We start from the raw sequence: 26,901 nt of genomic DNA, 5'->3' as shown, positions 1-26,901 counted from the left end.
CTTCTACTTTACAGGTTTTCTCAATTCATGAAAGCACCCGAACTTCTTTCTCCTGCCGGTACCTTCCGTAATATGCAGTATGCCTTCGCCTATGGTGCGGATGCGGTTTATGCCGGTCAGCCACGCTATAGCCTGCGTGTGCGCAATAACGATTTTAAACTCGATAAGCTTGGCGAGGGTATTCAGTACGCACATGATCGCGGCAAGCTGTTTTTTGTGGCGAGCAATATCGCGCCACACAATGCGAAGGTCAAGACCTACCTGCAAGATATGGCGCCAGTGATTGAGATGCAGCCAGATGCGCTGATCATGTCTGATCCTGGGTTGATCATGATGGTGCGCGAGAAGTGGCCAGATCAGGTCATCCATCTTTCAGTGCAGGCCAACGTGGTCAACTTTGCGGCGGTCAAGTTCTGGGCCAAGATGGGGGTCAAGCGCATCATTCTGTCGCGTGAGCTGTCGCTTGAAGAAATTGAAGAAATTCGTCAAGAGTGCCCAGAAACCGAGCTGGAAACCTTTGTTCATGGCGCTTTGTGTATTGCCTACTCAGGCCGCTGCCTGCTCTCGGGTTATTTTAACCATCGTGACCCCAATCAGGGCACCTGCACCAATGCCTGTCGTTGGAAGTACAACACGGTGAATACCACCACCAATGATTCGGGCGATCTGATCCCTCTGGCTGAGGCAGAAAAACAGGGCATCTGGACACCGGATCAAGGCCCTAGTGCCGGAAGCAAAACCGCTGGCGGCAGCGAGGGGCAGCAAGAACTCTCCGCGCTGATTGAAGAAGCCAACCGTCCTGGTGAGTTTATGCCCATCTATGAAGATGAGCATGGCACCTATATTATGAACTCCAAAGATCTGCGTGCAGTGCAGCACGTCGAGCGTCTTGCTAAAATGGGCGTCGATTCGCTCAAAATTGAAGGTCGCACCAAGAGCCACTATTATGTGGCGCGAACAGCACAGGTTTATCGTCGTGCGATTGATGATGCTGTTGCTGGGCGTCCCTTTAATATGGATTTAATGGATGCACTGGAGAATATGGCGCATCGTGGCTATACCGAAGGCTTCTATCGCCGCCATGTGCACGATGAGTATCAGAATTATGAAACCGGCAATTCCGTCGGCCAAAATCAGCAGTTCGTTGCCCAGGTGCTGGGCCAAAGTCGTGAAGGCTGGGTCGATGTAGAGGTGAAGAATAAATTTGAACGCGGTGATACGCTCGAATTGATGACACCCTCGGGTAACCGCCGTTTCCAGCTTGATGGCTTAGAAAACAGTAAAAATGGTCAAGCACTTGAGACCGCACCAGGGACAGGCTACTTTGTGCGTCTGCCACTGCCTGGTGAGGCATTGAGTGATCATGATCTGCAATATGCGCTGATTATGCGTGATTTAGCCTAAACTGGACGCACGGTCTCTCTGGCGTCCATCAGTCAACAGGAGTTCCAGTGAGTCGCGTGCATTCAGCCCAAGCCTTCCATCAGCTCTGGTCAGTGAGCAAATATCGTTTCCTAGGGGCCTTGCGCCCCTTTTCCTTGGTGGTAGCCAGTATGAGCAGCAGTCTGGGTCTGGCGCTTGGCTGGTCGGCCGCCAGTTCGCCTTGGCTGCTTGCTGCCCTGACTTTAGCGGCTAGCTTGTTGCTTCAAGCCGGTGTCAATCTGATCAATGATTATGGCGATCGTGAACTGGTGGCCGAGCGCTATGGTCATCTGACACCCGAGCAGCAGCACAAAATCAGTCGCAGTATTGCGCTGAATTTTAACTATGGCTTGGTGGCGATTGTGCTGGGCGTGCTGCTTGGCTTGATCCTGGTCTTCCTCTCTGGTCCGCTACTGATTTGGATCGGTGTGATCGGTGTGATTGGCGTCTTCTCCTATGCTCAGCCTCCCTTGGATTTTAAGCGTCGTGGCCTTGGGGCCGTGGCGGTTTTTTTCCTGATGGGGGTGCTGATGGTGCAAGGGGCCTACTATGTGATGGCCGGTACGCTGAGCTGGCAGGTGCTGTGGCTGTCCTTACCGATCAGCACGCTGGTGTCTCTGCTGTTACTGGCCAATGAACTGCGTGATTATCATCTTGATCAGCAAGAAGGGCAGCGCACATTGGCCGTTCGGCTGGGTTTTACTCCCGTCTGTTATTTATACCGTTTTCTTATGGCGCTGGCGTTTCTTCTGCCACTGCTCTTTTTCCTGCTTGGCTGGGGCTGGCCGCAGTTGCTGCCTTGGTTGGCGCTACCGCTGGCGCTGCGTCCCTTACAGCTATTAAAAGCGGACGCCCAAGCCCGCCTTGCGCTTCCCCCGTTGACGGGCCGCTTAATGGCGGGCTTTGGCCTGTTGCAGCTGGTCGGCTGGCTATTGATTGGAGGGCAATAGATGGGGCTTTGCATCACCGATGCCCATTGCCACCTCGACTTCCCTATTTTTGATGCAGAGCGGGCGCTGTTATTGGATCAAGCACGTGCGCTCGGAGTGAGGCGCTTTATTCTGCCTGCCACGCAGGCCATCTATTGGCCGCGTCTGCTTGATCTCGCGCAGCAGCACCAAGATTGCTGGGTCTGCTTGGGTCTGCACCCTTATTGGGTGGCGACACATCAGCAATCGGATTTGCAGGCTCTCGATCAGTTGATTCAGGCGCAAAAAGCGCGCACACCAGCGACGCGCTTGGTCGCGATTGGTGAGATAGGGATTGATCTCTCAACGCCAGCACTCCAAGCTCAAGAAGCGCGCCAGTGGTCTTTTTTGGATGCGCAGCTGGCGTTAGCCAAGCGCTATGATCTTCCCGTGGTGCTTCATGTGCGCCAGGCACTGGATCGTGTGATTCAGCGTTTGCGCCGCGCTGCCTTACCGCGTGCGGGGCTGATTCATGCTTTTAGTGGCAGTGTGCAGCAGGCGCAACAGCTGGTGGATCTAGGCTTTTCGCTCGGCTTGGGCGGCGCCCTGACCTATCCGCGCGCGCAAAAACTACGCCGTGTGGCCACCACCTTGCCCGCCAGTGCCTTTCTGCTCGAAACCGATAGCCCAGATATGCCGCTATGTGGCTTTCAGGGTCAGATCAATACCCCCGCGCAGCTGGTGCGGGTTCTGGATTGCTGGGCTGCTTTGCGTTCTGAGCCAGCTTCCGTTTTGGCCGCATTGGTCGAGCAGAAGGTGGATCAACTCTTCTTCGACTAGACACTCCCACCTCTGTTGGTCACAATCCTGCTTTTGTTTGTGCTTGGATCAGAAGGATCAATGCCACTATGTCAGAACAATCAGGCTATACCCCCACTTTTACTTCCTCCGGCTCGGCTTTACGCACTTTGCGTACGGGTAAACGCAATCCTAACTGGAAGGCCGCCGCTGAATATTTAATCGAACGTGCTGCGCCTGATGTGAAGCTGTTAATCGAAGCGGCCACGCAAATCGAGATGGAAAAAGAAGGCCTGCGCACCGATAAACGCGAGGTGGTGGTTCGCACGGCTACTGGTTTTTCGTGGGATTGGCTCAAATGGGTGGCACTGGGTGCAGCAGGGCTAGGTTTGCTGGCCCTGCTGATTTGGATCCTTGATAACGCCGCTTTAAGGGCGTGTTAAAGTGGGTTGCAGCTCCAGCTTAATGCTGGTGGATTAGCATCAAATTGGCTGTTCAGTGCATCCCAATCGCTCGAGAGCTGACAGTTTTGCAATCCGTTCTCCGTGATGAGATGCCCTTGTATCTGGATGATATCGCCGCTGCTGAGGGTGACCTCCATCCAGGTTTTTTCTGCGCCTTCCACGCTGACTTGGCCTGATTCTGGCCTGAAAGGAGCGGGCTCGTTACCCATAAAAGGCGCAAGCGTCGTGACAGCGAAGGCGCCGCCATGCTCGGCAAGTGGCTGGTTGCGGCCTAAATAATACCTTGGTCGACGTGGATGCAAGCTTCCCATTGTCACTGTTTCACTTAGGTCCCAGTGAAAATGCTGCCAGCTTTGCCACATGGGCTGTTGAGCGTTTAAGAGCCGCATGCTGAAATAGGCACCACTGAGATAGCTGAGTGTGGGTTCACCAGCTTGGTGCGTCGCTTCAAAGCGCCCTTGCAATTGGGTGCGAGCGTTATCTGGTGCTGTTTGAGTGAGATCTAGGCTTTCGATGCGCATGAGAACAGGTTCGGGTTCGGGGTTGCTCGGCCACGCGGCAGCCCGTACACGTATCTCACCATCAAGCTGGTTATTGGACCAAGGTCCGCCAAAGTCAGGCTTTAAAATACAGGCATTAAACTGAATACGGCGAAGCAGTTCTTGTGAGCCGAGAGACTCCATCACTGTCTGACCTGAGCTGCAAATATCTTCTTCCATGACAAATAGAATCAGCTCGGCAAGGGTATGAAAGGTTTTTAGGTTGTCACCATTAACATCGATCACCTCAAAAGCAAGCTGCGCCGCAGTATCTTGCGTGATAGGCGCGATGTCTGTCGCCAAAGGTTGGATCATCCCAATAGGTGAACTAAGAGGTGTCGCAGTCAGCGTAAAGGGATGGAGGCACACGCGTCCCGCTTCTGTTTCATAGGCATCAGGAGGCAGACTGCTGATGTGTGTTTCATCAATCTGCTCACTGCCATCTGCTTCCCAGCGCTGGGTGTCTGGGTTGATCCCATAGTTCTGCTCGATCCTGATTCTGCGGTCATAGTAGGTATAACAGCCGCTGCTGCTCATTTGGCTGGCTGCAACGATTTCACCTGGGCGAGCTTGGCCGCTAAGATGACGAAGTACACGCTGCTGAATGGAGTCGCGTTCTGTCCCTGTATGGTCAGGCGCGAGCGTCGCGAAGCTAGGGAAGGCTACACCAAGGTACTCTGATAAAGGGTCGGCTTCAGAATCACGAAAATGAACAAACTCAACCAAGGTGCCGTGGATCGTATTGGCATTGATCATCTGTGTCAGGGGTGGCTGCCCTGGTGGAAACTCAGGATCAATAAACAGTTCTTCTAGGCGGACATCGAGGTTAAGTCTGCTGATGCCACTGCCTAAGTCTTCTTCATCTTGCTGTTGAAAAACATAGCCTCCATCAGCGGTGATGATTTCTCCTGAATCACCAGCCAGCGCGCGCAAAGAAAGACTGCCTAAGGTTTCAGGAGTTAAAAAGAAGATGCCAGCTTGATATCCTCGAGACTCAGAGTTGGGTGTTTTTTGCACAACCAGCTCACCTAAACTGAGGTGAGTTTGATTCAGCCCTTGAGTATAGGCTTGCCTTAACTGACTAGGGGATCTGACCCCCATCTGGCCATGAAAAGGACCCTCGAACTCCTCTATTCTCTGCCAGTGATGATGGAAGTAGAAGGGCGTGCCATTTTGCTGGGTCTCAAAGGTGATGGCTGAAGGTGTATTGAGTCGCCAGGTTAATAGGTTTGCTGGCAGGCTCTCGCCTGTATTGCTGCCATAGTAAAGGCTCAGCTCATCTTCACTTTGCGTGCCCATGACCAGTTGCTGCCAGCCTTGTAAACCTTGCTCACCCGTTAGGTGTAATGCATGAAGCTTCACTGGGTTAAAGCTAAAATTAACATCATCGATGGCCAGCCCTAGCGCAACGGCAGCAGTCGTTGGTGGGTGCGATTCCGCATACTCGGAACGTGAGTCGAGTATCCAAGTGAGCTCGCTTGTCCAGCTTGTATAGCTACTTAAGCCTGGGCGATTGCTTTCAGCACCTGGAAAATACTCTGTGAGCAGATCAAAAGGCCGCCCTTGGCCCAGTAGCTGGAGTTCGATCGGCGTTGCAAACTGCCAGCGCCCAGCAGTGAGATTGATCACCACATTGTTTTGGCCCGCAGCGAGATTGAGCAGGCTGGTGGTGACAGAAAAGCGAGAAGATGGGTTGTTGGCTTCTGCAAGCTGTTGAACCTGAAGAAGATAAGTGCCTGTGTCTAGGTCGATTGACCAGTTGTTTTGGTGTGTTGTGAGCTGCACGGATGCCAGTAGATCACCAGGTTTGAGTGAGCAGTTTTGGCTATCTGATAGTTCAGCTAAGCAGGTCTGGAAAAGGTTGATCTGTTCTGTGTCCGTGATAATGCTTTCATAGGGTGCGTGAGGCCAGGGATAAAGCTCGATGATCATCGCTTCGGCGCGAGGATCAATAAAGGCAGGACTGATTTGATTGCTCGGGAAATCGACCCTGAGATGAAAATAAGCGCGTTCAGGCGAAGAGCCGTGATGATCGTCTGAGAAGTCACAGGCTGTTAGCAGAATAAGGGCACAGCATGCTATGGCATTAGGTAGCTTGAGCATATCACAGGCCTCACTTATTGGATGATGACACGTAAAATGGCCCGGGTGGGGTCAGGCTCTGGCAAGATAGGTTCTGGTTCAGGAATGGGTTCAGGCTCTGGCTCTGGTTCAGGAATGGGTTCAGGCTCTGGCTCTGGCTCAGGAATGGGCTCAGGTTCTGGCTCTGGCGGAGGAAGAGGCTCAGGCTGTGCAGGAGGAGGCAAAAGAGATGCGCTGGGTTCTGCTTGAGGAGGGGTTGCAGGTGTTGGCATCTGCATCTCTTCTGGTTGAGATTGATGGATGACTTCCAAGAGTGTATCGGCCTCTGTGTCTTCTAATAACAGTATCTGGGGAGGTAAAGCATCAATGATTTGTGGCGGTTGCCCGGCGCTGGCTTGCGCGATTTGACCAGCGGAGACAAAAAGCTGGCTTTGTGCTGCAGTGATGATTCCAACGCCTGAATTGACGCGTAGAAATGCTTGCATAGTTTCTACTGATTGATTCGTTAAAAAAATATCTAGATCTGTGCCACGTATACCCATGATGGCAACAGGTGTGGTGATCTGTATTTGTTCTGGTTGTGTGCGCCCAATAGTGCCTGTGACTGTACGCAAGCTTCCGCGCGCGAGATCAAGGTGGTTGCGGTCTTCTCCCTCCTGCTCAAAACGGTAGCTGCTGATGCTGATTTCACTCCTTGGTCTTATGGCAACTAAACTGCCATCTGTCATACGTAGCTGAGCACTGCTTGCTGCTTCGGTACGGATGATGTCATGGACTTGTATTTCCATGCTTCTGCGGGCAATCAGTTGTTCGTTTTGGCGCTGAATAGAGACCTGACCATGAACAAATTGTAGGTGTCCTGCGAGGTGATCGGCATAGGCTTGGTTGCCGAAACAGAGCAGCAAAAGTGCAGCCAAATAAATAGAGCGATGGTTAGTGAGGAAAGTCATAGCGTAAGCTCACTTTTGCCGAGAGGCGTCGATAATCAAACGGGGCCTCATTGCTTGTCTGATGAGTCCAGCTCAATTGCGGGATCAGTGCCAGCTGGGGCTTTAATTGGTAGCGTCCACTGAAAGTGGTTTGCGAATAGAAATCGCGGCGTTGAGGGTTGCAGCTGAAATCTTGCTGGGCTGCAAGCTGTTGCTGTTGCGCTGAGCAAGAAAAATCACGATATAGGCCAGAGTATGCAGCGGTGTAAACCCAGCGTGTTGAGTAGCTCCAAGCCGCATTAAAGTTTGCACCAAGACCTAGGTAGTCGCCACGTGGATGGGTATCTTGGTCTGCTTGCATGGCATAACCCATCAGGGTAACTCGCAGAGGCTGTGTTGGTGTCAATCTGTAGACGTGTGACCAGCCACCACCCGCTAGTCGTAAGTAAGCCGTATTTTGCTCCCAGGGTTCCTGGTAGCTGAGTTGGGACCACTGACCAAAGAGGAGCCAGGTCATATTGTGCGATGCCTGATATTGGGCTTGTCCACCCAGGGTAGAATCACGGTATTCATATTGCCCGTCCTTCCAGCTCCAAGTGAGCTGCGGGGTGAGGCTCCATTGCCAGCGATGCTGTACCTTGTGAGTGCCAAGAAACAGGCGCAAATGCTGACGTGTAAAATCCTGTTCCTGATAAGGGCGAAAGTCACGCAATTGATAGCCGGCTTCTATACGGATTGAGTCTTGGGCTTTCCAAGACAAGCGTTGCATTAACCTTAACTCACTTATTAATGAAGGTGTTTCTTCTCCTAGCCTTTGATTCAGTTCAAAGCGGTAGCCGGGCGCGGTAGAAACATTAGAGTCATAGCCTAAGCCGAGCTCGATTCTGGTGAGAAGCTGGAAAGCAGGTTGAGCTTCTTGGTTGCTTTGCTCAACAGCTTGGAGTAACAGTACATCAAGAGATTCAGCTTGATCTGAGCGCAGCTCTACGAGCTGTTGAGCGCGTTCTAATTGCAGTATGGCTAACTGTGGACGTCCCAGCGTTAAATGGGCTTGTGCAAGCAGAAGTCTGTATTCTGCGTTGGTTGGCGCTGATGCAACCAGTCGCTCCAGTGGCCACAGGGCCTCAGCAGGGTGACCGCTGAGTAGGGCTGTACGTGCATAAAGGTGATCGTATTCTGCTTGTCCTGCGAACCAGTATTCAAGAGCCTGGAGTTCATTAAAAACCGCAGATGCATCTTGCGTAGGCTGTGAAGGATCTATTGACTCAGTGGTAAGCCGTGCCTCCAATGTTTCTATGTGAGGTAAATCTACGGCATAAGCAGGAGCAAAGGCCAAGCTTAGTGATATCGCAAGCCAGCAAGAATAATAATGGAGCGTTGTCATCATATTCAGTGTGTAGCTGGACTGAAAGTGAGGATAAGACATAGATCAATCCTGTAAAGGGTAGATGGCCTCAAAAAAAGCCTGAGAACAGGCTTGGCAGGATGGTCTCTAGACTTGTATTGAAAATGAATGCTAGATAATAGGTTTAGTTTTCGCAAGTGTTCTATCTTGGATCAACTTCGGAGCAAAAAATGAACTTAGCTCGCTGCGCCATCTTGAAGTGGATCGTATCAATTATGCTCCTTGGCTGGAGTCTTTCTAGCTGGGCTCTTCTCGTTGCCTGGCAACCAGGGGCTGGCTACACCGAACTGCAAACGATCACTTCAAATGAGCCTCCTATTGAAGGGCGTAGTATCAGTGAGGCTTCTTATCATCTGATGCACTATCCAATAGATGATATGGACGAGAAGTTAGTGCAACTGGCGCATTTACGCCATCATCCAGATGTAGTCTTTGCTGAATTGAATACGAGGTTGCTTGTGCCTGCTTCGGTGCACTCGGCAAGATTGAGTGCGACTCCCGCAGGCTTGCCTTATTTTTGGCCGTGGATGGGACTCGATCTTGTCCAGCAATGGCCTTGTGATGCTATTACCCTAGCGATTATTGACTCTGGAGTCGATATTGATCATCCAGACCTCTTGTCTGAACATTTTTTGCCTTCTTTGCGAACAGATCAGCAGCCAGTGATCCCTGCCGATGCTATAGGCCATGGTACACATATCGCGGGTTTGATAGCAGGACGGCCCAATACTCAACAAGGAACACTTGGGTTATGTTCGTCTGCTCGCCTTTGGTCCATTGGGGTCTTGAGTCCGTTTGGGGGCAATCTTGCCGATGCGATTACAGCGATAGATCAGGCGCGTTTAGGACAGGCGCAGATCATCAACGCCTCTTGGGGGACGACGCGCTTCTCTCAGGCTCTTTTTGATGCGCTTCAACGCGCTGAGCAGGCAGGGATGCTGATTGTTGCTGCTGCGGGTAATGATCGTCAGGCATTGCATCACCGTCCTTATTATCCTGCACAGTGGAGCGGCCACATCGCTAGTCTGATCAGTGTTGCCAATGCAGACCAGCCTCAGCGCCTATATGCTGGTCCTAGCGGTAGTAACTTCAGTCGTTACTATGTTGATTTAGCGGCGCCAGGAACCAGTATCCGGAGTACTTGGCTGAACCAAGATTATCGCGCTCAGACAGGCACATCGATGTCCGCCCCCTTTGTTTCTGCAGCCGCTGCGGCTTTATGGCATGACCAGCCTGATCTCAGCGCGACGGCCGTGAAAGCCGCTGTGCTGAATAGTGTGCGATATACGCCTGCTTTGGTGGATGATGTGCGCTATCCAGGGCTGTTGCAGATAGATCGTCTGCTGCTTGGGCCAGTTGAGCAGGTTATCAGACCGGCCTGGTTTAGTTATCAATGGTTGTCAGAAGGAGAGCGGCTTCTTATCCGTGGCCATGCGTTGGACCAGGTGGTGCGCGCTGAGTGGCATGAAAATGCTGAACAAAAGCTGCTGCCTTTTGTTGAAGTTCAGCAAGGACTGGAGTTGCGCTTGCCGACTGAGTGGCAGACAGGTGTACTGCATTTATATGATCTGAGCGGTCCTTTAATGCCACTTGAGTTACAGCGAGCTGAGCATCATATTCCCCACTCCTGGTGTGAGGCAGGGCGATGCCGCTTGCCTTGGCAAAGGCATCAGATTGAAATAGAGCGTTTGGGTGGGCGAGGTCACTGGACAGCGCATCTTGAAAAAGATGGGGCATCACTGGCTTTGCGTGGTGAAGATCTGCGTGGAGATTGGCAATTTATCCTCGATACACAGCAGCATTGGCGGTGGAGTGCTTTGGAAATCTGGGATCCACACGTCCAGCGTTGGCAAAGATTGGAGTCTCGGCATGGGCTGGATCAGCCGCATCCAGGTCTGCTGCGCTGGGCCTTGGCCGATGCCAGTCCTTGGCTTCAAACTGGTAACACTTGGCAGACCCTGCATCTGCGTCCCGTCTTATCACCAGGCTTGAGCGGAGGCGAGGGCTGCTATATTGCAACGCTGGTTTATGGCGATGCTGAGGCTGAGCAGGTGCAGCAGCTGCGTGCATTTCGAGACCAGCAGCTGATGCACTCAGCGACAGGACGTTGGCTGGTGCATCAGTATTATCGCTGGTCGCCTTGGCTCGTCGAGACGCTGGCACCCTATCCGCGACTGCAATCCATCGTTCGGTTTTTGCTGGATTTACTAGTCGACTGGTTAAGGCGTTAAGCCTGCCTGCCCTTGTATTTTGGCTCGGAACCTCTGATCAACGCCATGAGCGCAGCATCACCAAGCGCAATAGTTGATCAGAGTCTTTCTAGGCTTCACCGCCGTGCCAGGCATGACGAGCATGGGGGTCATAGGGCAATTCGAGTAAAGAGACAGGGGCTGAACCCTGGCTGAAGAGTGCCTCTTCGGTCGCTTGGGTTTTGATCACCGCAAGCGCTTGATCTTTCACTTGGCTCACAAGCTGTCCAACTTCCTGTCCCTGCGCATTGAAAATGCCCAGTTCGCTGAGTGGCGTCGTGTCGGCGAGCTGCAGGCGATAGAGGCGTTTTTTGACCTGTCCGCGAAACTGCGCGCGTGCCACAATTTCTTGTCCTGTATAGCAGCCTTTTTTGAAACTCACCGCACCGAGCGCTTGGAAGTTCAGCATTTGCGGCAGAAATTGGGCTTGGTGTTGCGCTTCAATCCACAGCCAGCCGGATTCGATCTCCGCTTGTTGCCAAGCCGCCTGTTGCTCGGGAGTGGCAGGTGTTGTGGTTGTTTGGGCGTGCAGGTGCAATTGTGCTGGGCTTTGATAAGGCAGATGAAGCGCGATGCTGTTGGTCTCTTGCTCCGTTGTGAAGCCTGCGCTGGGAGCTGGAGTGGGTGTGAGGCTGCCCATTACTGTCCAGTCATTCAATACTTGTAACTGGGTGCGAAAGAAAGGCAGATAAGGTTGCAGTTGTTGCGTCAAGCTCTCTAGTGTCGAACGTGGCAACGCCAGCAGCACATCATCCTCGGCACGCTCAATAACAATAAAACTGGCCATGACACGGCCCTTAAGATCGCACAGCAAACCGGGCAGCGCTTGAGCTGGGGATAGCAAGCGCAGGTCACAGGTGGTTTGTCCCTGGAGAAGCTTCTTAGGTTGGCCGCCAGTGAGGGCAAGAACGGCCCAGTGAGGAAGAGGAAAAAGATCGGGAGTGGACATAAAACACCTCAGGCGCTCAATCAGAGTAAAAACAATCTGCTAGTTTAACGGATCTCTTTGATTGATATCATCCACAAAAAAACCCTGCCTATTGAGGCAGGGTTGGTTGTTCAACTGGCTGAGTACGGGCCCAGCCAGTGTCAGCAGCGTCTTAGGAAGTCTCTGATTAACTATTGCGCTTGGTGATGCTGCGTTGAAATTGACCTCAAAATGCTCATTGACTCAGTGTCAACTCCGCTTTTTCGATCAGTTTGCCTAGCCTGACCTGCGCTCATGACGTTGATCAGAGATTCCTTAGGCTTCCTGAGCCACAGGAATCACAGAAGAAGCCGCTTTTTGGTACTCAGCAATCTGATCAAAGTTCAGGTAGCGATACACATCGCTGGCCATGGTGTTGATCGTCGCAGCGTATTCCATGTACTCAGCTGTTGTGGGCAGGCGACCAAGAATCGAAGCCACGGCAGCCAATTCAGCAGAAGCCAGGAAGACGTCTGCGCCATCACCTAAGCGGTTAGGGAAGTTACGCGTTGAAGTAGAAACCGCCGTTGATTTTGCCGCGATCCGCGCTTGGTTACCCATGCACAGTGAGCAGCCTGGCATTTCCATCCGCGCGCCCGCTTTGCCATAGATGCCGTAGTAGCCTTCTTCAGTCAGCTGATACTGGTCCATCTTGGTAGGAGGAGACAGCCATAGACGCGTGGGCAGCTCGCCCTTGTGCTTCTCAAGCAGCTTACCAGCGGCACGGAAGTGACCAATGTTGGTCATACAAGAACCGATAAAGACTTCATCAATCTTGCGGCCTTGGACTTCAGACAGGGTACGTGCATCGTCTGGATCGTTTGGTGCACACAGGATCGGTTCTTTGATCTCGTTCAGATCAATTTCGATCACTGCAGCATACTCTGCATCCGCATCTGCGCGCATCAGCTGTGGGTTGGCCAGCCAGTCTTCCATTGCCTTCGCACGACGCTCCAGAGTACGTGGATCGCCATAGCCATTGCTGATCATCCAGCGCAGCAGGGTGATGTTAGACTTGAGGTATTCCGCTACTGATTCTTCAGACAGGGTGATGGTACAACCTGCTGCAGAGCGCTCAGCCGAGGCATCAGACAACTCAAAAGCCTGTTCAGCGGTCAGGTGCTCCAGACCTTCGATTTCCAGAACGCGACCAGAGAAGATGTTCTTCTTGCCTTTCTTCTCCACGGTCAGCAGACCTTCTTTGATGGCTTGGTGAGGAATCGCATGCACCAGATCACGCAGGGTGATACCCGGCTGCATTTCACCTTTAAAGCGCACCAGAACCGATTCAGGCATATCCAAAGGCATCACGCCTGTGGCGGCAGCAAAGGCCACCAAGCCAGAACCTGCAGGGAAGGAGATACCCAGAGGGAAGCGGGTGTGCGAGTCACCACCGGTACCGACAGTGTCAGGCAGCAGCATACGGTTCAGCCAAGAGTGGATGATACCGTCACCAGGGCGCAGAGAAACACCGCCACGGTTCATAATGAAATCAGGGAGGGTGTGGTGGGTGGTGACGTCAACGGGCTTAGGATAGGCCGCTGTGTGACAGAAAGACTGCATCACCAGATCCGCAGAGAAGCCCAAGCAAGCCAAGTCTTTCAGCTCGTCGCGCGTCATGGGGCCAGTGGTATCCTGTGAGCCAACCGTGGTCATCTTAGGCTCGCAGTAGGTGCCAGGACGAACGCCATCAACGCCACACGCCTTGCCAACCATCTTCTGTGCCAGCGTAAAGCCCTTGCCAGTATCGACAGGCTGCTCAGGCTTTTTGAAGATGTCTGATGGACCCATGCCGAGGTGGGCGCGCGCCTTTTCAGTCAAACCGCGACCAATGATCAGCGGGATACGGCCGCCGGCGCGAACTTCATCTAGCAGGACAGGTGTTTTCAGCTCAAAAGTGGACAGCACTTCATCTGTACCGTGCTTGCACACCTTGCCTTCGTAGGGGTAAACGTCAATCACGTCGCCCATATTCAGCTGCTCAACATCCATCTCGATCGGCAGAGCACCGGCATCTTCCATCGTGTTGTAGAAGATAGGCGCAATTTTAGAGCCAAAGCAGAAGCCGCCAGCGCGCTTGTTAGGCACATTGGGGATGTCATCACCAAAGAACCAGAGTACCGAGTTGGTAGCTGATTTGCGTGAAGAACCTGTGCCCACAACGTCACCAACATAGGCGACAGGGAAGCCCTTGGCTTTGACTTCTTCGATCTGCTTCAGCGGACCCAGTACGCCTGGCTCGATTGGCTCGATGCCTTCGCGCGCCATTTTGAGCATGGCATTAGCGTGCACAGGAATATCAGGGCGTGACCAAGCATCTGGTGCTGGAGACAGGTCATCGGTGTTGGTTTCGCCAGGGACTTTAAAGACCGCCAGAGAGATTTTTTCTGCCAGAGCGGGCTTGTTCAGGAACCATTCCGCCTCGGCCCAAGACTTTAAGACGGCCTTGGCATTGTCATTGCCTTCATCGGCTTTATCAGCCACATCGTGGAAGGCATCAAACATCAGCAGGGTGGATTTCAGTTGCTCAGCGGCCAGGCTGCCCAGATCATCGCTATCGAGCAGATCAACCAGTGTGACGATGTTGTAGCCACCTTGCATGGTGCCGAGCAGCTCAACAGCCTTCTCAGCAGAAATTAAAGGAGAAGAGGTCTCGCCTTTAGCCAGTGCGGCGAGGAAACCGGCTTTGACATAAGCGGCTTCATCCACACCAGGGGGAATACGGTTAGAAATCAGATCGAGCAGAAACTCTTCTTCGCCAGCAGGTGGGTTTTTGATCAGATCAACCAACGCAGCGGTTTGATCTGCATCCAGTGGCTTGGGTGGCACGCCTTCTTGAGCGCGTTCTTCGACATGTTTGCGGTAAGCTTCTAGCACGGTTTATACCCTCATCTGTTAGCGCTTCGATCGACAGCGAATCCTGTTTAAAGCACCCCGTGAGTATCACCTCATTGAGCCCAGACAGGCCAGAGGCTACTGAACGGGGTTGCTGTTGAAGCAATCGACCTCTGAGAAGAAAGAGCCCGATCATATCGCGATGGCGACCGATTCTTTATGGATCCATTCTTTTCAAGGCGTTGGCATTGTAGAGTAAATTGTCAACAAAGTTAAGTTGTGCTGGGTCGCCACGGCTTCAACTTTGGTCGCTGTTGGTTGATTACTTTTGATCAGCGGCCCCGTGTGTGCGCTGCTTTAACGCGCTGTGGCTGGGGCGGCCAGTGCATGCTGGTACCAGGCTTGATTGATCTGCTGCCAGAGATCAGGCAGGTTCAGCGCCTGATGCTGCACCTGCACACGCAGCCCATAGGCGCTGAGATCACGGATGTGTAAATGCCCTACACGTAACAAATCCAGTACCCAAGCACTGGCTGGCGCTTCAGGATGATGGCGAATCTGCAGGCGTTGGAGCTGATGGCGTAGCTTTTGCGTGTCTTCGATCACCAGCCAATCGGGGATGAGCTGCTCAGCCTGCTGCCAAAGGCGCTCCCACACCACCTTTTGCTGCGCCCTGCTGAGGTGATTCCATTGATCGACTTCAGCGCTGCGCCTTTTACAGCCACGACAGACAGGATCACCAAAGGTTGTCGAGCAAAACCCCACGCAAGGCGAAGGTGGCGTTTTCGGAGCTGAATCTGTTTTGTGGGGCTCTTGCTGAGGCCCGGTTGGGGGGATCCATTCAGACATCACATTCTCACGCATGAAGATAAAAGGGCGGATTTCTCATCCTAGAACTGATTTTTGGTTAAAATAGCCGCTGATTTTTTTTAACCTTTATAGTTTACCTGATCTTGAGAAGAGCCATGAACGAAGCCATCACGCCGCCTGATATTAGTGACATCCAAGCCTTTTTAGCCTGCGCAACGCCTCAGGCTTGGGTCGAGGTGGCGCTACAGAATCTCCCCCTGCTGTTGATTGATCATGCCCAGTGCGAGAAAAAAGCCGCCGCTGCGGCGATGAGTCTGATGCACAAGCATGTTGATCGTCCTGAATTGCTTAAAAAAATGTCTCAGCTGGCGCGTGAAGAACTGCTGCACTTTGAGCAGGTCATTAACCTGCTGTATGAGCGAGGCATTGCCTATGAGAATATTTCACCCTCACGCTATGCCGAAGCGCTGCGCAAGCAAATGCGCACCAGTGAGCAGGGGCGTTTTATCGATCTGCTGATTATTGGCGCTTTGATAGAGGCGCGCTCCTGTGAACGCTTTGTGGCTTTAATTCCGCACCTTGACCCTGCTCTCGCCAAATACTATCGCTCTTTGGTGAAATCTGAGGCGCGCCATTTTATCGATTATCTGGATTTAGCGCGTCTTTACGCGGATGGCCCGATTGATGCGCGGATCGCTGAGCTGGTCGCGGCTGAGCGTGAATTGATTGAAAGCCCTGATCCTCAGTTTCGCTTTCACTCAGGTGTGCCTGAGGCCGCCTAAGGAGCGGTTGGCCAAATGGGGAATAAATTGACAAAAGTGGTATCAAAAATATGGGTTTGTGATGGATTTGGCTTGACTCATTATCCAGTGAAGTTAAGCTTCACTCTATACCGGCTATAAAAAAACAGTGATTCAAAATCATCACGAGGAAAGATTATGTCTCAGCTATTCAAACCCACACGTTGCGCACTTGCGGTTGCGCTACTTAGCCTGCCTGCCCTGGCCAGTGCGAACCAATCACTGGTCGCGCCAGGTTTTTCGCTCACCACTGGTGGTGTGACCAGTCAGCGCAGCGTCCACACCAGTGCCAATAATCCCGCCAGCACCAATTTAATTGTGCGTGATGGCGAGCGTTTTCGTTTTGGTTACTTTGCCAATCTTGGCGGTTATATTGAAATTGGTGAGGTCGATGATCTGGATCTAAAACTCGATGATCTGGTCGATGATCTGGATGCTTTGGATACGTTAGATAGCTGGTCGAGTGCGAACCTAGGTGATCGCCAGTCAGCTGCCAGCCATTTAAGTCGCTATGGCGCTGGCTGTAATGTCGATCCCAGTTCAGGTTCCATTGATGGCAATACGCTGGCAGCTTGCTACCAAGCGATCGCCGATAATATTAATGGTGAGTTGTTAGAAGCACTGGAGCAGGGTGGGCAAATTCGCGCGGGCTTTCATGCCTCAGCACCCTTGATGCCCTTTGTTTTCTCCTCACAGCGTGATTGGTCTTTAGGCTTTAATGTGTCGGCCAGTGGTCAAATGCGTGGTGCGTTTATTGGGGATCGTTTTGGTGTCAGAACCAATGTGCGTGGTGGATCCAACCAGAACCTGGGCAGTGTGCAGATCGATGCAGGGCAGATCGGTGATGCTTATGTTGGCATTAATGCTATTCTCGATAATGACGGTTTAACAGAGCAGCAGCAGCTAGAGCAGATCCGTGATTATCTGCAGAACAACAACATTGTGGCTGTTGAAGATTTGGCGGATATTAACCAAGTTATTGCCGACCTTGATAGCGGCGCATTGAATCCGAATGACATCGAACTCGAAGCTGAACTGACTACCGATTCTTCTTTTGACGTGCGTGCTGCCGGCGTGGCGCAGCTGTCAATCAGCTATGCGCATAACCTGACCAGCGCTTTTGAGCTGAATCCAACCTACGGCACCCTCGAAGCCGGCGCACGTTTAAACTACTACCATGCTGAGATGTTCCGTAATTTGGTCTCCTTCCGTGGCATCGCCAATGACGATGATGATAGCGATGACGATGCGCTGGATACGGCACTCGATGATTTTCGAGACCAAAGCACTACATCGGGAGCCTTAGGCTTGGATGTGGGTCTGTTGTGGCATGCCGACAACTACCAGCTGGGTTTGACTCTGTATAACCTCAATGAGCCAGAGTTTGACTATCCTGATTTAGGCAGCTTTTTGGATAGCAGAGAAGATGATTTTGAGGCTGCACAAAATCTGCAGCGCAATGGCCGTCTTAGTCTGGCAGAAAGCGTGACCTTGACGCGTCATGCGGTGGTTGAAGGGGCCTACTTCTCACAGAGCCGTAACTGGGTTGTACAAGGCTATTATACTCTTGGTACAGCCACTAACTTTGTCGGCGATGAATTCCAGAATATGGGGGTGTCAGCCGGGTACTTTACCAATAGCTGGTGGTTGCCTGGTGTGCGCGCAGGTTACAACAAAAACCTCACTGGTACTGAGCTCAGCACGGTTCACTTTGGCACGACACTCTTTGGTATTTTCAACCTTGATGCGGCGATGAGTACGCAAACCTCGAGTTTTGATGGCAATGATATCCCGCGTTACCTGGCGTTCAGTATCGGTTTTGAGGAGAAGTTTTAATTTTCTTCATCTAGAAAAGCCAATCTCTGCACCTCTTCGTAAAGAAGAGGTGTTTTTTTTATCTAGGTGGTGGTTTTTTCTATTTTTGTTAAAGGTTTATAATGCCACTTAAATTCAGCATGCATGCTGACCCACAGAAGGTATAGGAAAAAAAATGAAAATTGCCATTGCCGGCACAGGCTATGTTGGACTCTCTAATGCCATGCTCTTGGCACAAAATCATGAAGTCGTTGCGGTGGATATCCTGCCGCACAAGGTGGAGCTGCTCAATCAGCGCCAATCCCCAATTGAGGACGAGCAGATTCAAGCCTTCTTGCGTGATAAGCCGCTGAACTTTCGTGCCACGCTTGATCCAGCCGAAGCCTATCGGGATGCTGAGTTTGTCATCATCGCGACACCAACTGACTATGATCCCGAGACTAACTATTTTAATACGAAGAGTATTGAGGCCGTGATTCGCTTGGTGATGGAACACAACCCCGATGCGGTGATGGTGATCAAATCCACCGTGCCGGTTGGCTATACCGCTAAGGTGCGTCAGCAGCTGGGCACAGAACAGGTGATCTTCTCGCCAGAGTTCTTGCGTGAGGGCCAGGCCCTGCAGGATAACCTCTACCCATCGCGGATTATTGTCGGCGAGCGTTCCGCCCGAGCTGAACGCTTTGCGGCCTTGCTACAAGAAGGGGCGATCAAAAAAGACGCACCGCTGCTCTTTACGGATTCCACCGAGGCCGAGGCGATCAAGCTCTTTGCCAATACCTACCTGGCAATGCGTGTGGCCTATTTTAACGAGCTGGATACCTATGCTCAGACACATGGCTTGAATACACGACAGATTATCGAAGGCGTAGGGTTAGATCCGCGCATCGGCAGCCACTACAATAACCCCAGTTTTGGCTATGGCGGCTATTGTCTGCCTAAGGATACCAAGCAGCTGTTGGCTAACTATGATCAGGTGCCCAGCAACTTGATTAAAGCGATTGTGGAATCCAACACCACGCGTAAAGATTTTATTGCGGATTCGATTCTGGCGCGCCAACCCCAGGTGGTGGGGGTCTATCGGCTGATTATGAAGGCCGGTTCAGATAACTTTCGTGCCTCAGCGATGCAGGGCGTGATGAAACGCCTCAAAGCCAAGGGTATTGAGGTGATCGTCTATGAGCCAGTGCTTGAAGAAGATACCTTCTTTCACTCACGGGTGGTGCGTGATCTGGCTGAGTTTAAGCAGCTCAGTGATGTGATTATCGCCAATCGTCAAGCCGATGAACTCAGCGATGTGCAAGACAAGGTCTACACGCGCGATTTATTCGGAAGCGATGCATGAAGTTTCTCGTCACCGGAGCCGCAGGCTTTATCGGCATGCATACCTGTCTGCGTTTGCTTGAGCAGGGGCATGAAGTGGTCGGGCTGGATAGCCTCAATGCCTACTATGATCCGCGGCTCAAACACTATCGTCTAGCCCAACTGCGCCCCTATGCGCAGTTCCGTTTTGTACAGCAAGACTTGGCTGATCGTGAGGCCATGGCGGCGCTTTTTCGTGCAGAAGGCTTCCAGCGCGTCATTCATCTGGCCGCGCAAGCGGGAGTGCGCTACTCGCTTGAAGCGCCCTTTGATTATGTCGATAGCAACCTCGTGGGGATGATGTCGATTCTTGAAGGTTGTCGTCACACCCGCGTTGAGCATCTGGTGTATGCCTCTTCGAGCTCAGTGTATGGCATGAATAAAAAAGTGCCTTTTAGCGAGAGCGATCCGGTGGATCATCCTATATCGCTTTATGCGGCCAGCAAAAAAGCCAATGAGCTGATGGCGCACTCCTATGCGCATCTCTATCAACTGCCGACGACGGGCCTACGCTTTTTTACTGTCTATGGCCCAGCAGGTCGGCCAGATATGGCCCCTTGGTTGTTCACTGAGGCCATCCTCAAAGGCGAGCCCATTAAGGTCTTTAATCACGGCAAGATGCAGCGTGATTTTACTTATATAGATGATATCGTCGAAGGTGTGATGCGCATTCAAGCCGTCCTGCCCAAGGCTGAGCCTACGCCCTATGCGCTCTACAATATTGGCAATCACCAGCCCATCGAGCTGATGCGCTTTATTCAAGCCATAGAAAGTGCCTGTGGTCGCCAAGCTGAGCAGATCCATCTGCCGATGCAGCCAGGCGATGTGCCGATCACCTATGCGGATACCCAGCGTTTGCAGGCGGCGGTAGGCTATCAGCCCAGCACCAGTATTGAAGAAGGGGTGCAAAAATTCGTGGATTGGTATCGGCAGGATTATCATCCTGCCTGATCCATTCAAGGGAGCTGATGCTCCCTTGAATCTGTTTCTGATCTTCCTTGCTTAGCCTTGTTTGACTTCTTGTTGCACGGCATCAAACTCATCCAGAATTTCTTGCTCTGGCTCAGGGCTGATCAAGCTCATGCCAATCATCGCCAAGCCCGCCAGCACAAAACCGGGCAGGATTTCGTAGAGTTCAAAAATACCGCCACTCATATTGGCCCACACCACAACGGTCACACCACCCACCACAATACCGGCCATGGCACCCAGCGCAGTAGAGCGACGCCAGAACAAGGACAGCAGCAATACAGGGCCAAAGGTCGCGCCAAAGCCTGCCCAAGCATAGGAGACCAGATCGAGTACTGTGCTGTCATCATCAAAGGCAAGCAGCATCGCGGCCAGCGCAATCAGAATCACGGCAATACGGCCAATGCGCACTAGCTCTTCTTGAGTGGCATCTTTGCGGAAAATCGACTTGTAAAAGTCTTCTGTCAGCGCTGAAGAAGACACCAACAGCTGAGAGTCTGCAGTTGACATCACGGCGGCCAGAATCGCGGCAAGTAAAATACCGGCAATCACTGGGTGGAAAAGGGCGTTCACCATCACCATAAAGACGGTCTCGCCATCACCAAGGCCATCGCCGAGATAAACAATACCCACCAGGCCAATCAGCATGGCGCAAAAGAGAGTCAGTGCTGTCCAGGATACGGCAATGCGGCGTGCAGCTGGGATCTGTTTGGCAGAGTCGATCGCCGCAAAGCGCGCCAAAATATGGGGCTGACCAAAATAACCCAGACCCCAGGCAACAGAGCTGAGAATACCGATGATGGTTAATGACGCCCCCGTATTGTCACTGAACCAGGTCAGCAGGTGTGGGTTGAGTTCTTCAAGGCTAGTGAAGGTGGCATTGATGCCGCCCAGTTCACCCATAGCCCATAAGGGGACCAGCGCTAAAGCGGCCGCCATCATCAGACCTTGCAGTAGATCTGTCCAGGATACCGCGAGGAAGCCGCCAAACATGGTGTAGGAAACAACCGCAAGTGTGCCGAGAATGACCGCATACTGGTAGTCCACACCAAAGACCGTCTCAAACAGTTTGCCGCCTGCAACAAGACCAGAAGAAGTGTAGAAAAGGAAAAACAGCAGAATAAACAGCGCCGACACCACGCGCAGCATATTGGTTTTATCGCGAAAGCGCTGCTCTAAAAACTCAGGGAGCGTCAAAGAGTCATTGGCTTTAAAGGTATAAACCCGCAGGCGAGGGGCCATCAATAACCAGTTCAGCCAGGTACCCACCAAGAGACCCAGTGCAATCCAGCCTGCACTGAGGCCAACGGCAAAGGCCGCACCAGGCAAGCCCAGTAGGAGCCAGCCAGACATGTCGGATGCCCCGGCAGAAAGCGCGGAACTCCACGGTCCCAGCCTGCGCCCACCGAGAATATAGTCGGAGAGGTTTTGTGTTCTTTGATAGGCCACCCAGCCTATCCCCATGATTACCGTCAGATAGACGACGAAGGTCCAGCCCACTGCTGTACTCGTTTCAATCATCTTAATTCACCTTTTGAGGTTGTTGTTGTTGAGTTATGGTGCGGCTTGCGGCCAGCTCGCCTGATGAGCCAGCTGGCCAGTGCTCTGTTTTAGAGAGAGGCTTGGCCCTCCTCTTGTGTTTCTTCTGCCTGAGCCAAGAGGCTGGCATTGCCACCTATGGCGGCGGTGTTGATCGTACGAGTTCTTTCTGTCACAAAACGCAGCAGATAGTGTGGCCCGCCTGCCTTGGGGCCTGTTCCTGATAAGCCCATGCCGCCAAAAGGCTGCACACCAACAACCGCACCAATCATATTGCGATTGATGTAGACATTACCGACGCGGATGCGCTGATCGATATAAGCGGCAAAGCTTTCATTGCGACTTTGGATGCCAAAAGTCAGGCCGTAGCCACAGCGATTAATGCTTTCAATCACTTGATCGATTTCAGTCGCACGGTAGCGCAGGATATGCAGAATCGGCCCAAAGCGCTCAGTTTCAAGCTCGTCAAGGCTATTCAGTCGAATGGCCACAGGCGCAATAAACTGTCCTTTTTGCTGCCAGGCTTCAGGCAGCTGGGTTTCTGCGATCACGCGTCCTTGCTGACGAAAGTGCTCGATATGCTCCTGAAGCTGAGTGCGAGCGGCTTGATCAATGACAGGGCCGACATCCGTGGCCAAGTCTCGTGGATCACCTATTTGCAGCTCTTGCATCGCACCAGCAAGCAAGTCTTCGACTTTATCAGCAATATCTTCTTGTAAAAACAAGACTCGCAGGGCTGAACATCTTTGACCTGCACTGGCAAAAGCAGATTCTACTACATCTGCAACGACCTGTTCAGGTAGCGCGGTCGAATCAACCAACATGGCATTTTGTCCGCCAGTTTCCGCGACCAAGGCCGCTAAAGGTGCATTGTGGCGTTGTGCCAGGCTCAGGTTGATGTTTTGCGCTGTGGCGGTGGAGCCAGTAAAGGCGACGCCTGTTACCCGTGGATCACTGGTTAAAACCGGGCCGATTTCGCGTCCTAGCCCAGGTAAGAGCTGGACAACATCACGAGGTACACCGGCTTGATACAGCAGCTCCACACAGCGGTAAGCGACCAGAGAGGTTTGCTCCGCTGGCTTAGCGATCACGGTGTTTCCTGCGACCAGCGCCGCGACCACCTGACCTAAGAAGATCGCTACAGGGAAATTCCATGGGCTGATGGCGACAAAAACGCCCTTGCCGGTTAAATAAAGTTCGTTAGATTCACCAGTAGGCCCTGGTAGCACTCTTGCCTGCCCCATCTGCTCTTCGGCTTGGTTGGCATAGTAGCGGCAGAAATCCACGGCCTCACGAATTTCGGCTACACCATCCTTGAGCTGCTTGCCTGCCTCACGCGCGCACAGTGCCATCAACTCGGCAAAGTGCTCTTCAAGCAGATCAGCGACATGGCGCAATAGGGCGGCACGCTGTGCAACAGGTTGTGCATTCCAGCGCGGGAAGGCCAGTGCGGCCGCGTCCAGCGCAGCTTGAGCCTGTTCTGCTGTTGCCCATTGAATCTGTCCAACCTGCTGGCTGGCATCAAAAGGGCTGGTGACGGCCTGTTGGCGCTGTAGATCTGGCGTCACGGCCTGTGCAAGCAGAGGGCCACCCTGCCATAGGTGTTGATCCCAAGGCTTTAATGCATCTAAAAGTGGTTCAACCTGGCTGTTAATCATTAAATTGATTCCCTTAGCATTGGGGCGCTGCGGCCCATAAAGATGATGAGGCAGTGGAATAGCTGTATTGCGATAGCTGGTGAGTGATTGCAGGCTCTCAAGTGGATGGCGGCATAGGCGCTCAACCGGCACGCGCTCATCGACCAGCTGATGCACAAAAGACGAGTTGGCTCCATTTTCTAATAAGCGGCGTACCAGATAGGGCAAGAGATCCTTGTGTGCACCGACTGGAGCGTAGATGCGGCAGTAGGTGCCTGCTGGAGCCAGTTTCAGTGCTTGTTTATAAAGCGCCTCACCCATACCGTGCAGCCGCTGAAACTCGACTGGGCGTGATCCGGCCATGTCGAGCAGGCAGATCAGCGTGTGGGCATTGTGGGTGGCAAACTGGGGGAAGAGGCGTCCACGCGTGAGGTCAGAGAGTAAATAGCGGGCGCAGGCCAGATAAGCGATATCTGTATTGGCTTTACGCGTATAAACAGGGTAGCACGCCAAGCCTTCAATTTGTGCTAGTTTGATTTCGGTATCCCAGTAGGCACCCTTGACCAGACGTACTGGGATTTCATCTCCCTGTTCTGCTGCCAGGCGTGTCAGCCAGTGCAAGACAGGCAGCGCACGCTTGGAATAGGCCTGTACCACCAGACCAAGCTTGCCCCAGCCCTTGGCTTCTTGGCGATAGACGCGCTCCAGCACCTCAAGAGAGAGTTCGAGGCGATCTGCCTCTTCGGCATCAAGGGTGATCGCGACATCGAGTTCGCGCGCTCGGACCACCAATTGTGCCAGTGAAGCACTCAGCTCACGCAGGACGCGGGCTCTTTGGCTGGCTTCATAGCGTGGATGGATAGCTGAGAGTTTTATTGAAATGGAAGGGGCTGGCGCCGAGGCGGTGATCTTGGTGTCCGCCTGACCAACGCGCTCAATCGCATCGAGATAAGCATCAAAATAACGCTGGGCGTCTTTTTGCGTCCGCGCGGCTTCACCGAGCATATCAAAAGAGTAGGTGTAGCCTTGTTTGAAAAAGGGCTTGCCGTTTTTCAGCGCCTCGGGCAGGGTGCGGCCAAGGACAAACTGGTGACCCATCAACTTCATCGCATGTGACATGACTTGGCGCACCACTGGCTCGCCTAAGCGGCTGACCAAACGATTCAAAACAGGCACGGGTTGGTGATCGCGTGGGTCCATCTTGACCAGTCGGCCGGTCAGCATCAGCCCCCAGGTTGAGGCATTGACTAGCAGAGAATCGCTTTGTCCCAGGTGGCTCTTCCAATCCGCCACCGAGAGTTTGTCGCGAATCAGGGCTTCGGCAGTGCGTGAATCAGGAATGCGTAATAAGGCCTCAGCCAGGCACATCAGCAGTACACCTTCATGGGTGTCGAGGCTGTATTCTTGCAGTAGTTGATCGAGACTGTCGATGGCATCACCCTGCGCACGTACCGCTTGTACAAGCTGTGCCGTTCGCTGGTTGAGCGTTTTAATCTGCTCTGGCGTGTGGTTCAGTAGGGTGATTAGCTCGGGGAGTAGCTTGTTCTCATCAATCATGTAATGCTGGCTGATCTGGGTGGCCAGTTGCTGAAGACTCAGCTGGTCTAGATCAGGTCGCAACAAATCTGCCGCGAGGGCATGCTGCTGCGTGTTCTGATCGTAAAGTGGGTGATGTGATGACATGGTGAACCCTCGTTATTTTTTTGATCTCGATCACGAGTGTCGCGTTAATCAACACTTCTTGTCTTGATTGAAACTCAGCAGTTTTTGTTTCACACTCAGAAAATGACGCTGAAAGGAGCTTAGCTATGCTGGCTAGAATACGCAGTTGTGCCTTGCCGACACGCTGTTTGCACCATGATCATCCTTATCACCAGCTGGTGATTGGGCTCTCCGGCCATGCCGAGTTTGAAGTGGCGGGTTATGGCGGTCGTGTAGATGCGATGCATGGTTGCCTGGTACCTGCGGGTGAGGTCCATTTTTACGAGGGGAAAGGCGATAATCGCCATGCCGTCATCGATTTCCCTTGTCTAGGCAAGCCTGCTGCGGCTTGGTCGAGAGAGGCCGACTGGAGAGATGATTCCTCTGCATTGGCCGCTGATCCGGTGAATCAGTCCATTGAGCAGCTGTTTGATCACCCACGCTATTTTACTGCGGATGCGAATCTGCGCCTGCTATTGAGCTTTATTGATCGTGAATCTCATCTGTGGCCAGCTTCTTCTGCTGCCGTTGAGGGGGTGGCTCAGGTTTTGGTCGCCAGCTTATATCAGCGGCTTTTTGATCATCAGCCACGCTTGCCGACTGGACAAAAGCGCCTTGATCTGGTGCAGCTTGAGGTGTATATCCAGCAGCACCTTGCAGAACCTATGACAGTCAGTCAACTCGCGCAGGTCGCCTGCGTCAGTGCAGGGCATTTTCATCAGCTTTTTAAGCAGGCCACTGGCAAAACCCCTGCACGTTATTTACTGGAAGCTCGCTTAGAAAGGGCGCGCGAACTCTTGCTGGCGACACGGATGGATCTTGCGACGATTGCTGAGCAGGTTGGCTTCTCAAGCCAAAGCGCACTGACCCATGCTTTTCGCCGCCATTGGGCGCAGACACCTGGTCAGATTCGTCGTGGTGGGCTGCAAAAGATTGAGCTAAGAAACTGATAGAAAAAGAATTTTCAAAAAAGGCTTTGCGTTTTTAGTGAATGTCTCTATAATACGCAGCGTCTTAAGGCACTTCCCCAGCCTCTAGATAGTAAAGTAAAGTTGAACGGAGTGTGGCGCAGCTTGGTAGCGCACTTGCATGGGGTGCAAGGGGTCGCAGGTTCGAATCCTGTCACTCCGACCAATAAAATCAAGGGTTTAGCTCAAAAAGCTAAGCCCTTTTTTTGTGCTTGTTGTACCGAAGGTGTGGCAAAAAGCTCTATGAGCCTTCTCACTCAAAAATAGCATCAGATCCAATGGTAGTGAGCTTGATGCTTACGCTAGCGAGAACACTGCTCAACCAATCCTTTCAGTTTTTGTCCTGCCTTAAAAGTGACCACGCGCCGAGCTGAAATCGGGATTTCTTCACCTGTTTTGGGGTTGCGGCCTGGGCGCTCGCTCTTATCACGCAGATCAAAGTTACCAAAACCAGAGAGCTTCACCTGCTCGTTATCCTTTAAAGCCTCGCGGATCTCACTAAAAAAATGCTCGACCATTTCTTTGGCATCGTTTTTGGTGAATCCGAGTTCGCTAATCAGTCTTTCAGTCAGTTCTGCTTTGGTGAGTGCGCCCATACGATGCTCCTTTCAGTGTGGCGAGGCAATACACCCAACATTGCAGTGAGATCAAGGACTTGTCAAGTTTTGTCTGTACAAAAAAGCCCCAGCTCAATCTTGAGTC

19 protein-coding genes and 1 tRNA gene are annotated in these 26,901 nt (G+C 52.5%); 11 read left to right on the top strand and 9 right to left on the bottom strand.

Features of this window, described 5'->3' with window-relative positions; genetic code table 11:
* Positions 1 to 27: 27 nt before the first annotated feature.
* The 4 genes from trhP to V6U78_RS07605 all read left to right on the top strand — a co-directional run bounded on the left by trhP (position 28) and on the right by V6U78_RS07605 (position 3,571).
* Positions 28 to 1,404, top strand: a complete 1,377-nt coding sequence (trhP, locus tag V6U78_RS07620; RefSeq protein ID WP_405339063.1) for a prephenate-dependent tRNA uridine(34) hydroxylase TrhP — start codon at positions 28 to 30, stop codon at positions 1,402 to 1,404.
* Between the two features lie 47 nt (positions 1,405 to 1,451).
* Positions 1,452 to 2,372: a 1,4-dihydroxy-2-naphthoate octaprenyltransferase gene (gene menA / locus V6U78_RS07615; protein WP_405339061.1), complete on the top strand. Its 921-nt coding sequence runs from the start codon at positions 1,452 to 1,454 to the stop codon at positions 2,370 to 2,372.
* On the top strand, positions 2,373 to 3,170 hold the full coding sequence (locus tag V6U78_RS07610; RefSeq protein ID WP_405339059.1) for a TatD family hydrolase: 798 nt from the start codon (positions 2,373 to 2,375) through the stop codon (positions 3,168 to 3,170).
* 68 nt (positions 3,171 to 3,238) lie between these two features.
* Positions 3,239 to 3,571 carry a hypothetical protein gene (locus V6U78_RS07605; protein ID WP_405339057.1) on the top strand — a complete coding sequence of 111 codons (333 nt, stop codon included), beginning with the start codon at positions 3,239 to 3,241 and terminating at the stop codon, positions 3,569 to 3,571.
* Here V6U78_RS07605 and V6U78_RS07600 read toward each other — a convergent pair.
* From V6U78_RS07600 to V6U78_RS07590, 3 genes are read right to left on the bottom strand one after another with little or no spacing between them, the layout of a single operon-like run.
* Positions 3,568 to 6,234: a hypothetical protein gene (locus V6U78_RS07600; protein WP_405339055.1), complete on the bottom strand. Its 2,667-nt coding sequence runs from the start codon at positions 6,232 to 6,234 to the stop codon at positions 3,568 to 3,570. The two genes, V6U78_RS07605 and V6U78_RS07600, sit on opposite strands and share 4 nt — an antisense overlap.
* Positions 6,235 to 6,248: 14 nt before the next feature.
* Positions 6,249 to 7,163 carry a FecR family protein gene (locus tag V6U78_RS07595; RefSeq protein WP_405339053.1) on the bottom strand — a complete coding sequence of 305 codons (915 nt, stop codon included), beginning with the start codon at positions 7,161 to 7,163 and terminating at the stop codon, positions 6,249 to 6,251.
* Positions 7,147 to 8,568 (bottom strand): tetratricopeptide repeat protein, encoded by a 1,422-nt coding sequence (locus V6U78_RS07590; RefSeq protein ID WP_405339051.1) that lies wholly within the window; start codon positions 8,566 to 8,568, stop codon positions 7,147 to 7,149. Before V6U78_RS07590 ends, V6U78_RS07595 begins: the two co-directional genes overlap by 17 nt.
* 149 nt (positions 8,569 to 8,717) lie before the next feature.
* On the opposite strand from V6U78_RS07590, the gene V6U78_RS07585 reads away from it, so the two are divergent.
* Complete coding sequence (locus tag V6U78_RS07585; protein ID WP_405339049.1) at positions 8,718 to 10,778, top strand: S8 family serine peptidase; 2,061 nt, start codon at positions 8,718 to 8,720, stop codon at positions 10,776 to 10,778.
* Positions 10,779 to 10,866: 88 nt separating this feature from the next.
* Here the strand turns inward: V6U78_RS07585 and ygfZ are convergent, their stop codons facing one another.
* From ygfZ to V6U78_RS07570, 3 genes are all read right to left on the bottom strand, one after another.
* Positions 10,867 to 11,745, bottom strand: a complete 879-nt coding sequence (ygfZ, locus tag V6U78_RS07580; RefSeq protein ID WP_405339047.1) for a CAF17-like 4Fe-4S cluster assembly/insertion protein YgfZ — start codon at positions 11,743 to 11,745, stop codon at positions 10,867 to 10,869.
* A 294-nt stretch (positions 11,746 to 12,039) separates the two neighbouring features.
* Complete coding sequence (gene acnB / locus V6U78_RS07575; RefSeq protein WP_405339045.1) at positions 12,040 to 14,640, bottom strand: bifunctional aconitate hydratase 2/2-methylisocitrate dehydratase; 2,601 nt, start codon at positions 14,638 to 14,640, stop codon at positions 12,040 to 12,042.
* A gap of 315 nt (positions 14,641 to 14,955) precedes the next feature.
* Positions 14,956 to 15,447, bottom strand: a complete 492-nt coding sequence (locus V6U78_RS07570; protein ID WP_405339043.1) for a DUF1289 domain-containing protein — start codon at positions 15,445 to 15,447, stop codon at positions 14,956 to 14,958.
* A gap of 116 nt (positions 15,448 to 15,563) precedes the next feature.
* Between V6U78_RS07570 and miaE the strand changes: the two genes are divergently transcribed.
* From miaE to V6U78_RS07550, 4 genes are all read left to right on the top strand, one after another.
* Entirely contained in the window at positions 15,564 to 16,190 is a 627-nt protein-coding gene (gene miaE / locus V6U78_RS07565; protein ID WP_405339041.1) for a tRNA-(ms[2]io[6]A)-hydroxylase, read from the top strand.
* A gap of 156 nt (positions 16,191 to 16,346) precedes the next feature.
* Positions 16,347 to 18,044 carry a conjugal transfer protein TraF gene (gene traF, locus V6U78_RS07560; protein ID WP_405339039.1) on the top strand — a complete coding sequence of 566 codons (1,698 nt, stop codon included), beginning with the start codon at positions 16,347 to 16,349 and terminating at the stop codon, positions 18,042 to 18,044.
* A 154-nt stretch (positions 18,045 to 18,198) separates the two neighbouring features.
* Positions 18,199 to 19,368, top strand: a complete 1,170-nt coding sequence (locus V6U78_RS07555; RefSeq protein WP_405339037.1) for a nucleotide sugar dehydrogenase — start codon at positions 18,199 to 18,201, stop codon at positions 19,366 to 19,368.
* Positions 19,365 to 20,336 carry an NAD-dependent epimerase gene (locus tag V6U78_RS07550; RefSeq protein WP_405339035.1) on the top strand — a complete coding sequence of 324 codons (972 nt, stop codon included), beginning with the start codon at positions 19,365 to 19,367 and terminating at the stop codon, positions 20,334 to 20,336. The genes V6U78_RS07555 and V6U78_RS07550 overlap by 4 nt, the downstream gene beginning before the upstream one ends.
* Before the next feature lie 51 nt (positions 20,337 to 20,387).
* Here the strand turns inward: V6U78_RS07550 and putP are convergent, their stop codons facing one another.
* Together putP and putA are read right to left on the bottom strand one after the other, a co-directional pair.
* The gene (gene putP / locus V6U78_RS07545) at positions 20,388 to 21,875 is read right to left on the bottom strand and encodes a sodium/proline symporter PutP (RefSeq protein ID WP_405339033.1); all 1,488 of its coding nucleotides are present in this window, start codon (positions 21,873 to 21,875) and stop codon (positions 20,388 to 20,390) included.
* Positions 21,876 to 21,964: 89 nt separating this feature from the next.
* Positions 21,965 to 25,213: a bifunctional proline dehydrogenase/L-glutamate gamma-semialdehyde dehydrogenase PutA gene (putA, locus tag V6U78_RS07540; protein WP_405339031.1), complete on the bottom strand. Its 3,249-nt coding sequence runs from the start codon at positions 25,211 to 25,213 to the stop codon at positions 21,965 to 21,967.
* Positions 25,214 to 25,338: 125 nt separating this feature from the next.
* On the opposite strand from putA, the gene V6U78_RS07535 reads away from it, so the two are divergent.
* Together V6U78_RS07535 and V6U78_RS07530 are read left to right on the top strand one after the other, a co-directional pair.
* A complete protein-coding gene (locus V6U78_RS07535; protein WP_405339029.1) occupies positions 25,339 to 26,181 on the top strand; it encodes a helix-turn-helix domain-containing protein in 843 nt (280 codons plus the stop codon).
* Between the two features lie 107 nt (positions 26,182 to 26,288).
* Positions 26,289 to 26,365, top strand: a tRNA-Pro gene (locus V6U78_RS07530).
* Positions 26,366 to 26,501: 136 nt separating this feature from the next.
* Here V6U78_RS07530 and V6U78_RS07525 read toward each other — a convergent pair.
* Complete coding sequence (locus V6U78_RS07525; protein ID WP_405339027.1) at positions 26,502 to 26,795, bottom strand: integration host factor subunit alpha; 294 nt, start codon at positions 26,793 to 26,795, stop codon at positions 26,502 to 26,504.
* Between the last annotated feature and the right edge of the window lie 106 nt (positions 26,796 to 26,901).

This window comes from Marinospirillum alkalitolerans (genome assembly GCF_045055655.1).
In the GTDB taxonomy this organism is placed as follows: Bacteria; Pseudomonadota; Gammaproteobacteria; order Pseudomonadales; family Halomonadaceae; genus Marinospirillum; species Marinospirillum alkalitolerans.
This window is presented reverse-complemented; position numbering and strand designations above follow the sequence as displayed.

What these genes read in the sequence shown, in the direction of transcription:
- miaE (WP_405339041.1), top strand. Translation starts at nt 15,564, where the DNA reads ATGAACGAAGCCATCACGCCGCCTGATATTAGTGACATCCAAGCCTTT.
- ygfZ (WP_405339047.1), bottom strand. Translation starts at nt 11,745, where the DNA reads ATGTCCACTCCCGATCTTTTTCCTCTTCCTCACTGGGCCGTTCTTGCC.
- putP (WP_405339033.1), bottom strand. Translation starts at nt 21,875, where the DNA reads ATGATTGAAACGAGTACAGCAGTGGGCTGGACCTTCGTCGTCTATCTG.
- V6U78_RS07590 (WP_405339051.1), bottom strand. Translation starts at nt 8,568, where the DNA reads ATGTCTTATCCTCACTTTCAGTCCAGCTACACACTGAATATGATGACA.
- V6U78_RS07550 (WP_405339035.1), top strand. Translation starts at nt 19,365, where the DNA reads ATGAAGTTTCTCGTCACCGGAGCCGCAGGCTTTATCGGCATGCATACC.
- V6U78_RS07605 (WP_405339057.1), top strand. Translation starts at nt 3,239, where the DNA reads ATGTCAGAACAATCAGGCTATACCCCCACTTTTACTTCCTCCGGCTCG.
- V6U78_RS07585 (WP_405339049.1), top strand. Translation starts at nt 8,718, where the DNA reads ATGAACTTAGCTCGCTGCGCCATCTTGAAGTGGATCGTATCAATTATG.
- putA (WP_405339031.1), bottom strand. Translation starts at nt 25,213, where the DNA reads ATGTCATCACATCACCCACTTTACGATCAGAACACGCAGCAGCATGCC.
- V6U78_RS07555 (WP_405339037.1), top strand. Translation starts at nt 18,199, where the DNA reads ATGAAAATTGCCATTGCCGGCACAGGCTATGTTGGACTCTCTAATGCC.
- V6U78_RS07535 (WP_405339029.1), top strand. Translation starts at nt 25,339, where the DNA reads ATGCTGGCTAGAATACGCAGTTGTGCCTTGCCGACACGCTGTTTGCAC.
- V6U78_RS07610 (WP_405339059.1), top strand. Translation starts at nt 2,373, where the DNA reads ATGGGGCTTTGCATCACCGATGCCCATTGCCACCTCGACTTCCCTATT.
- V6U78_RS07525 (WP_405339027.1), bottom strand. Translation starts at nt 26,795, where the DNA reads ATGGGCGCACTCACCAAAGCAGAACTGACTGAAAGACTGATTAGCGAA.
- V6U78_RS07600 (WP_405339055.1), bottom strand. Translation starts at nt 6,234, where the DNA reads ATGCTCAAGCTACCTAATGCCATAGCATGCTGTGCCCTTATTCTGCTA.
- traF (WP_405339039.1), top strand. Translation starts at nt 16,347, where the DNA reads ATGTCTCAGCTATTCAAACCCACACGTTGCGCACTTGCGGTTGCGCTA.
- trhP (WP_405339063.1), top strand. Translation starts at nt 28, where the DNA reads ATGAAAGCACCCGAACTTCTTTCTCCTGCCGGTACCTTCCGTAATATG.
- V6U78_RS07595 (WP_405339053.1), bottom strand. Translation starts at nt 7,163, where the DNA reads ATGACTTTCCTCACTAACCATCGCTCTATTTATTTGGCTGCACTTTTG.
- V6U78_RS07570 (WP_405339043.1), bottom strand. Translation starts at nt 15,447, where the DNA reads ATGTCTGAATGGATCCCCCCAACCGGGCCTCAGCAAGAGCCCCACAAA.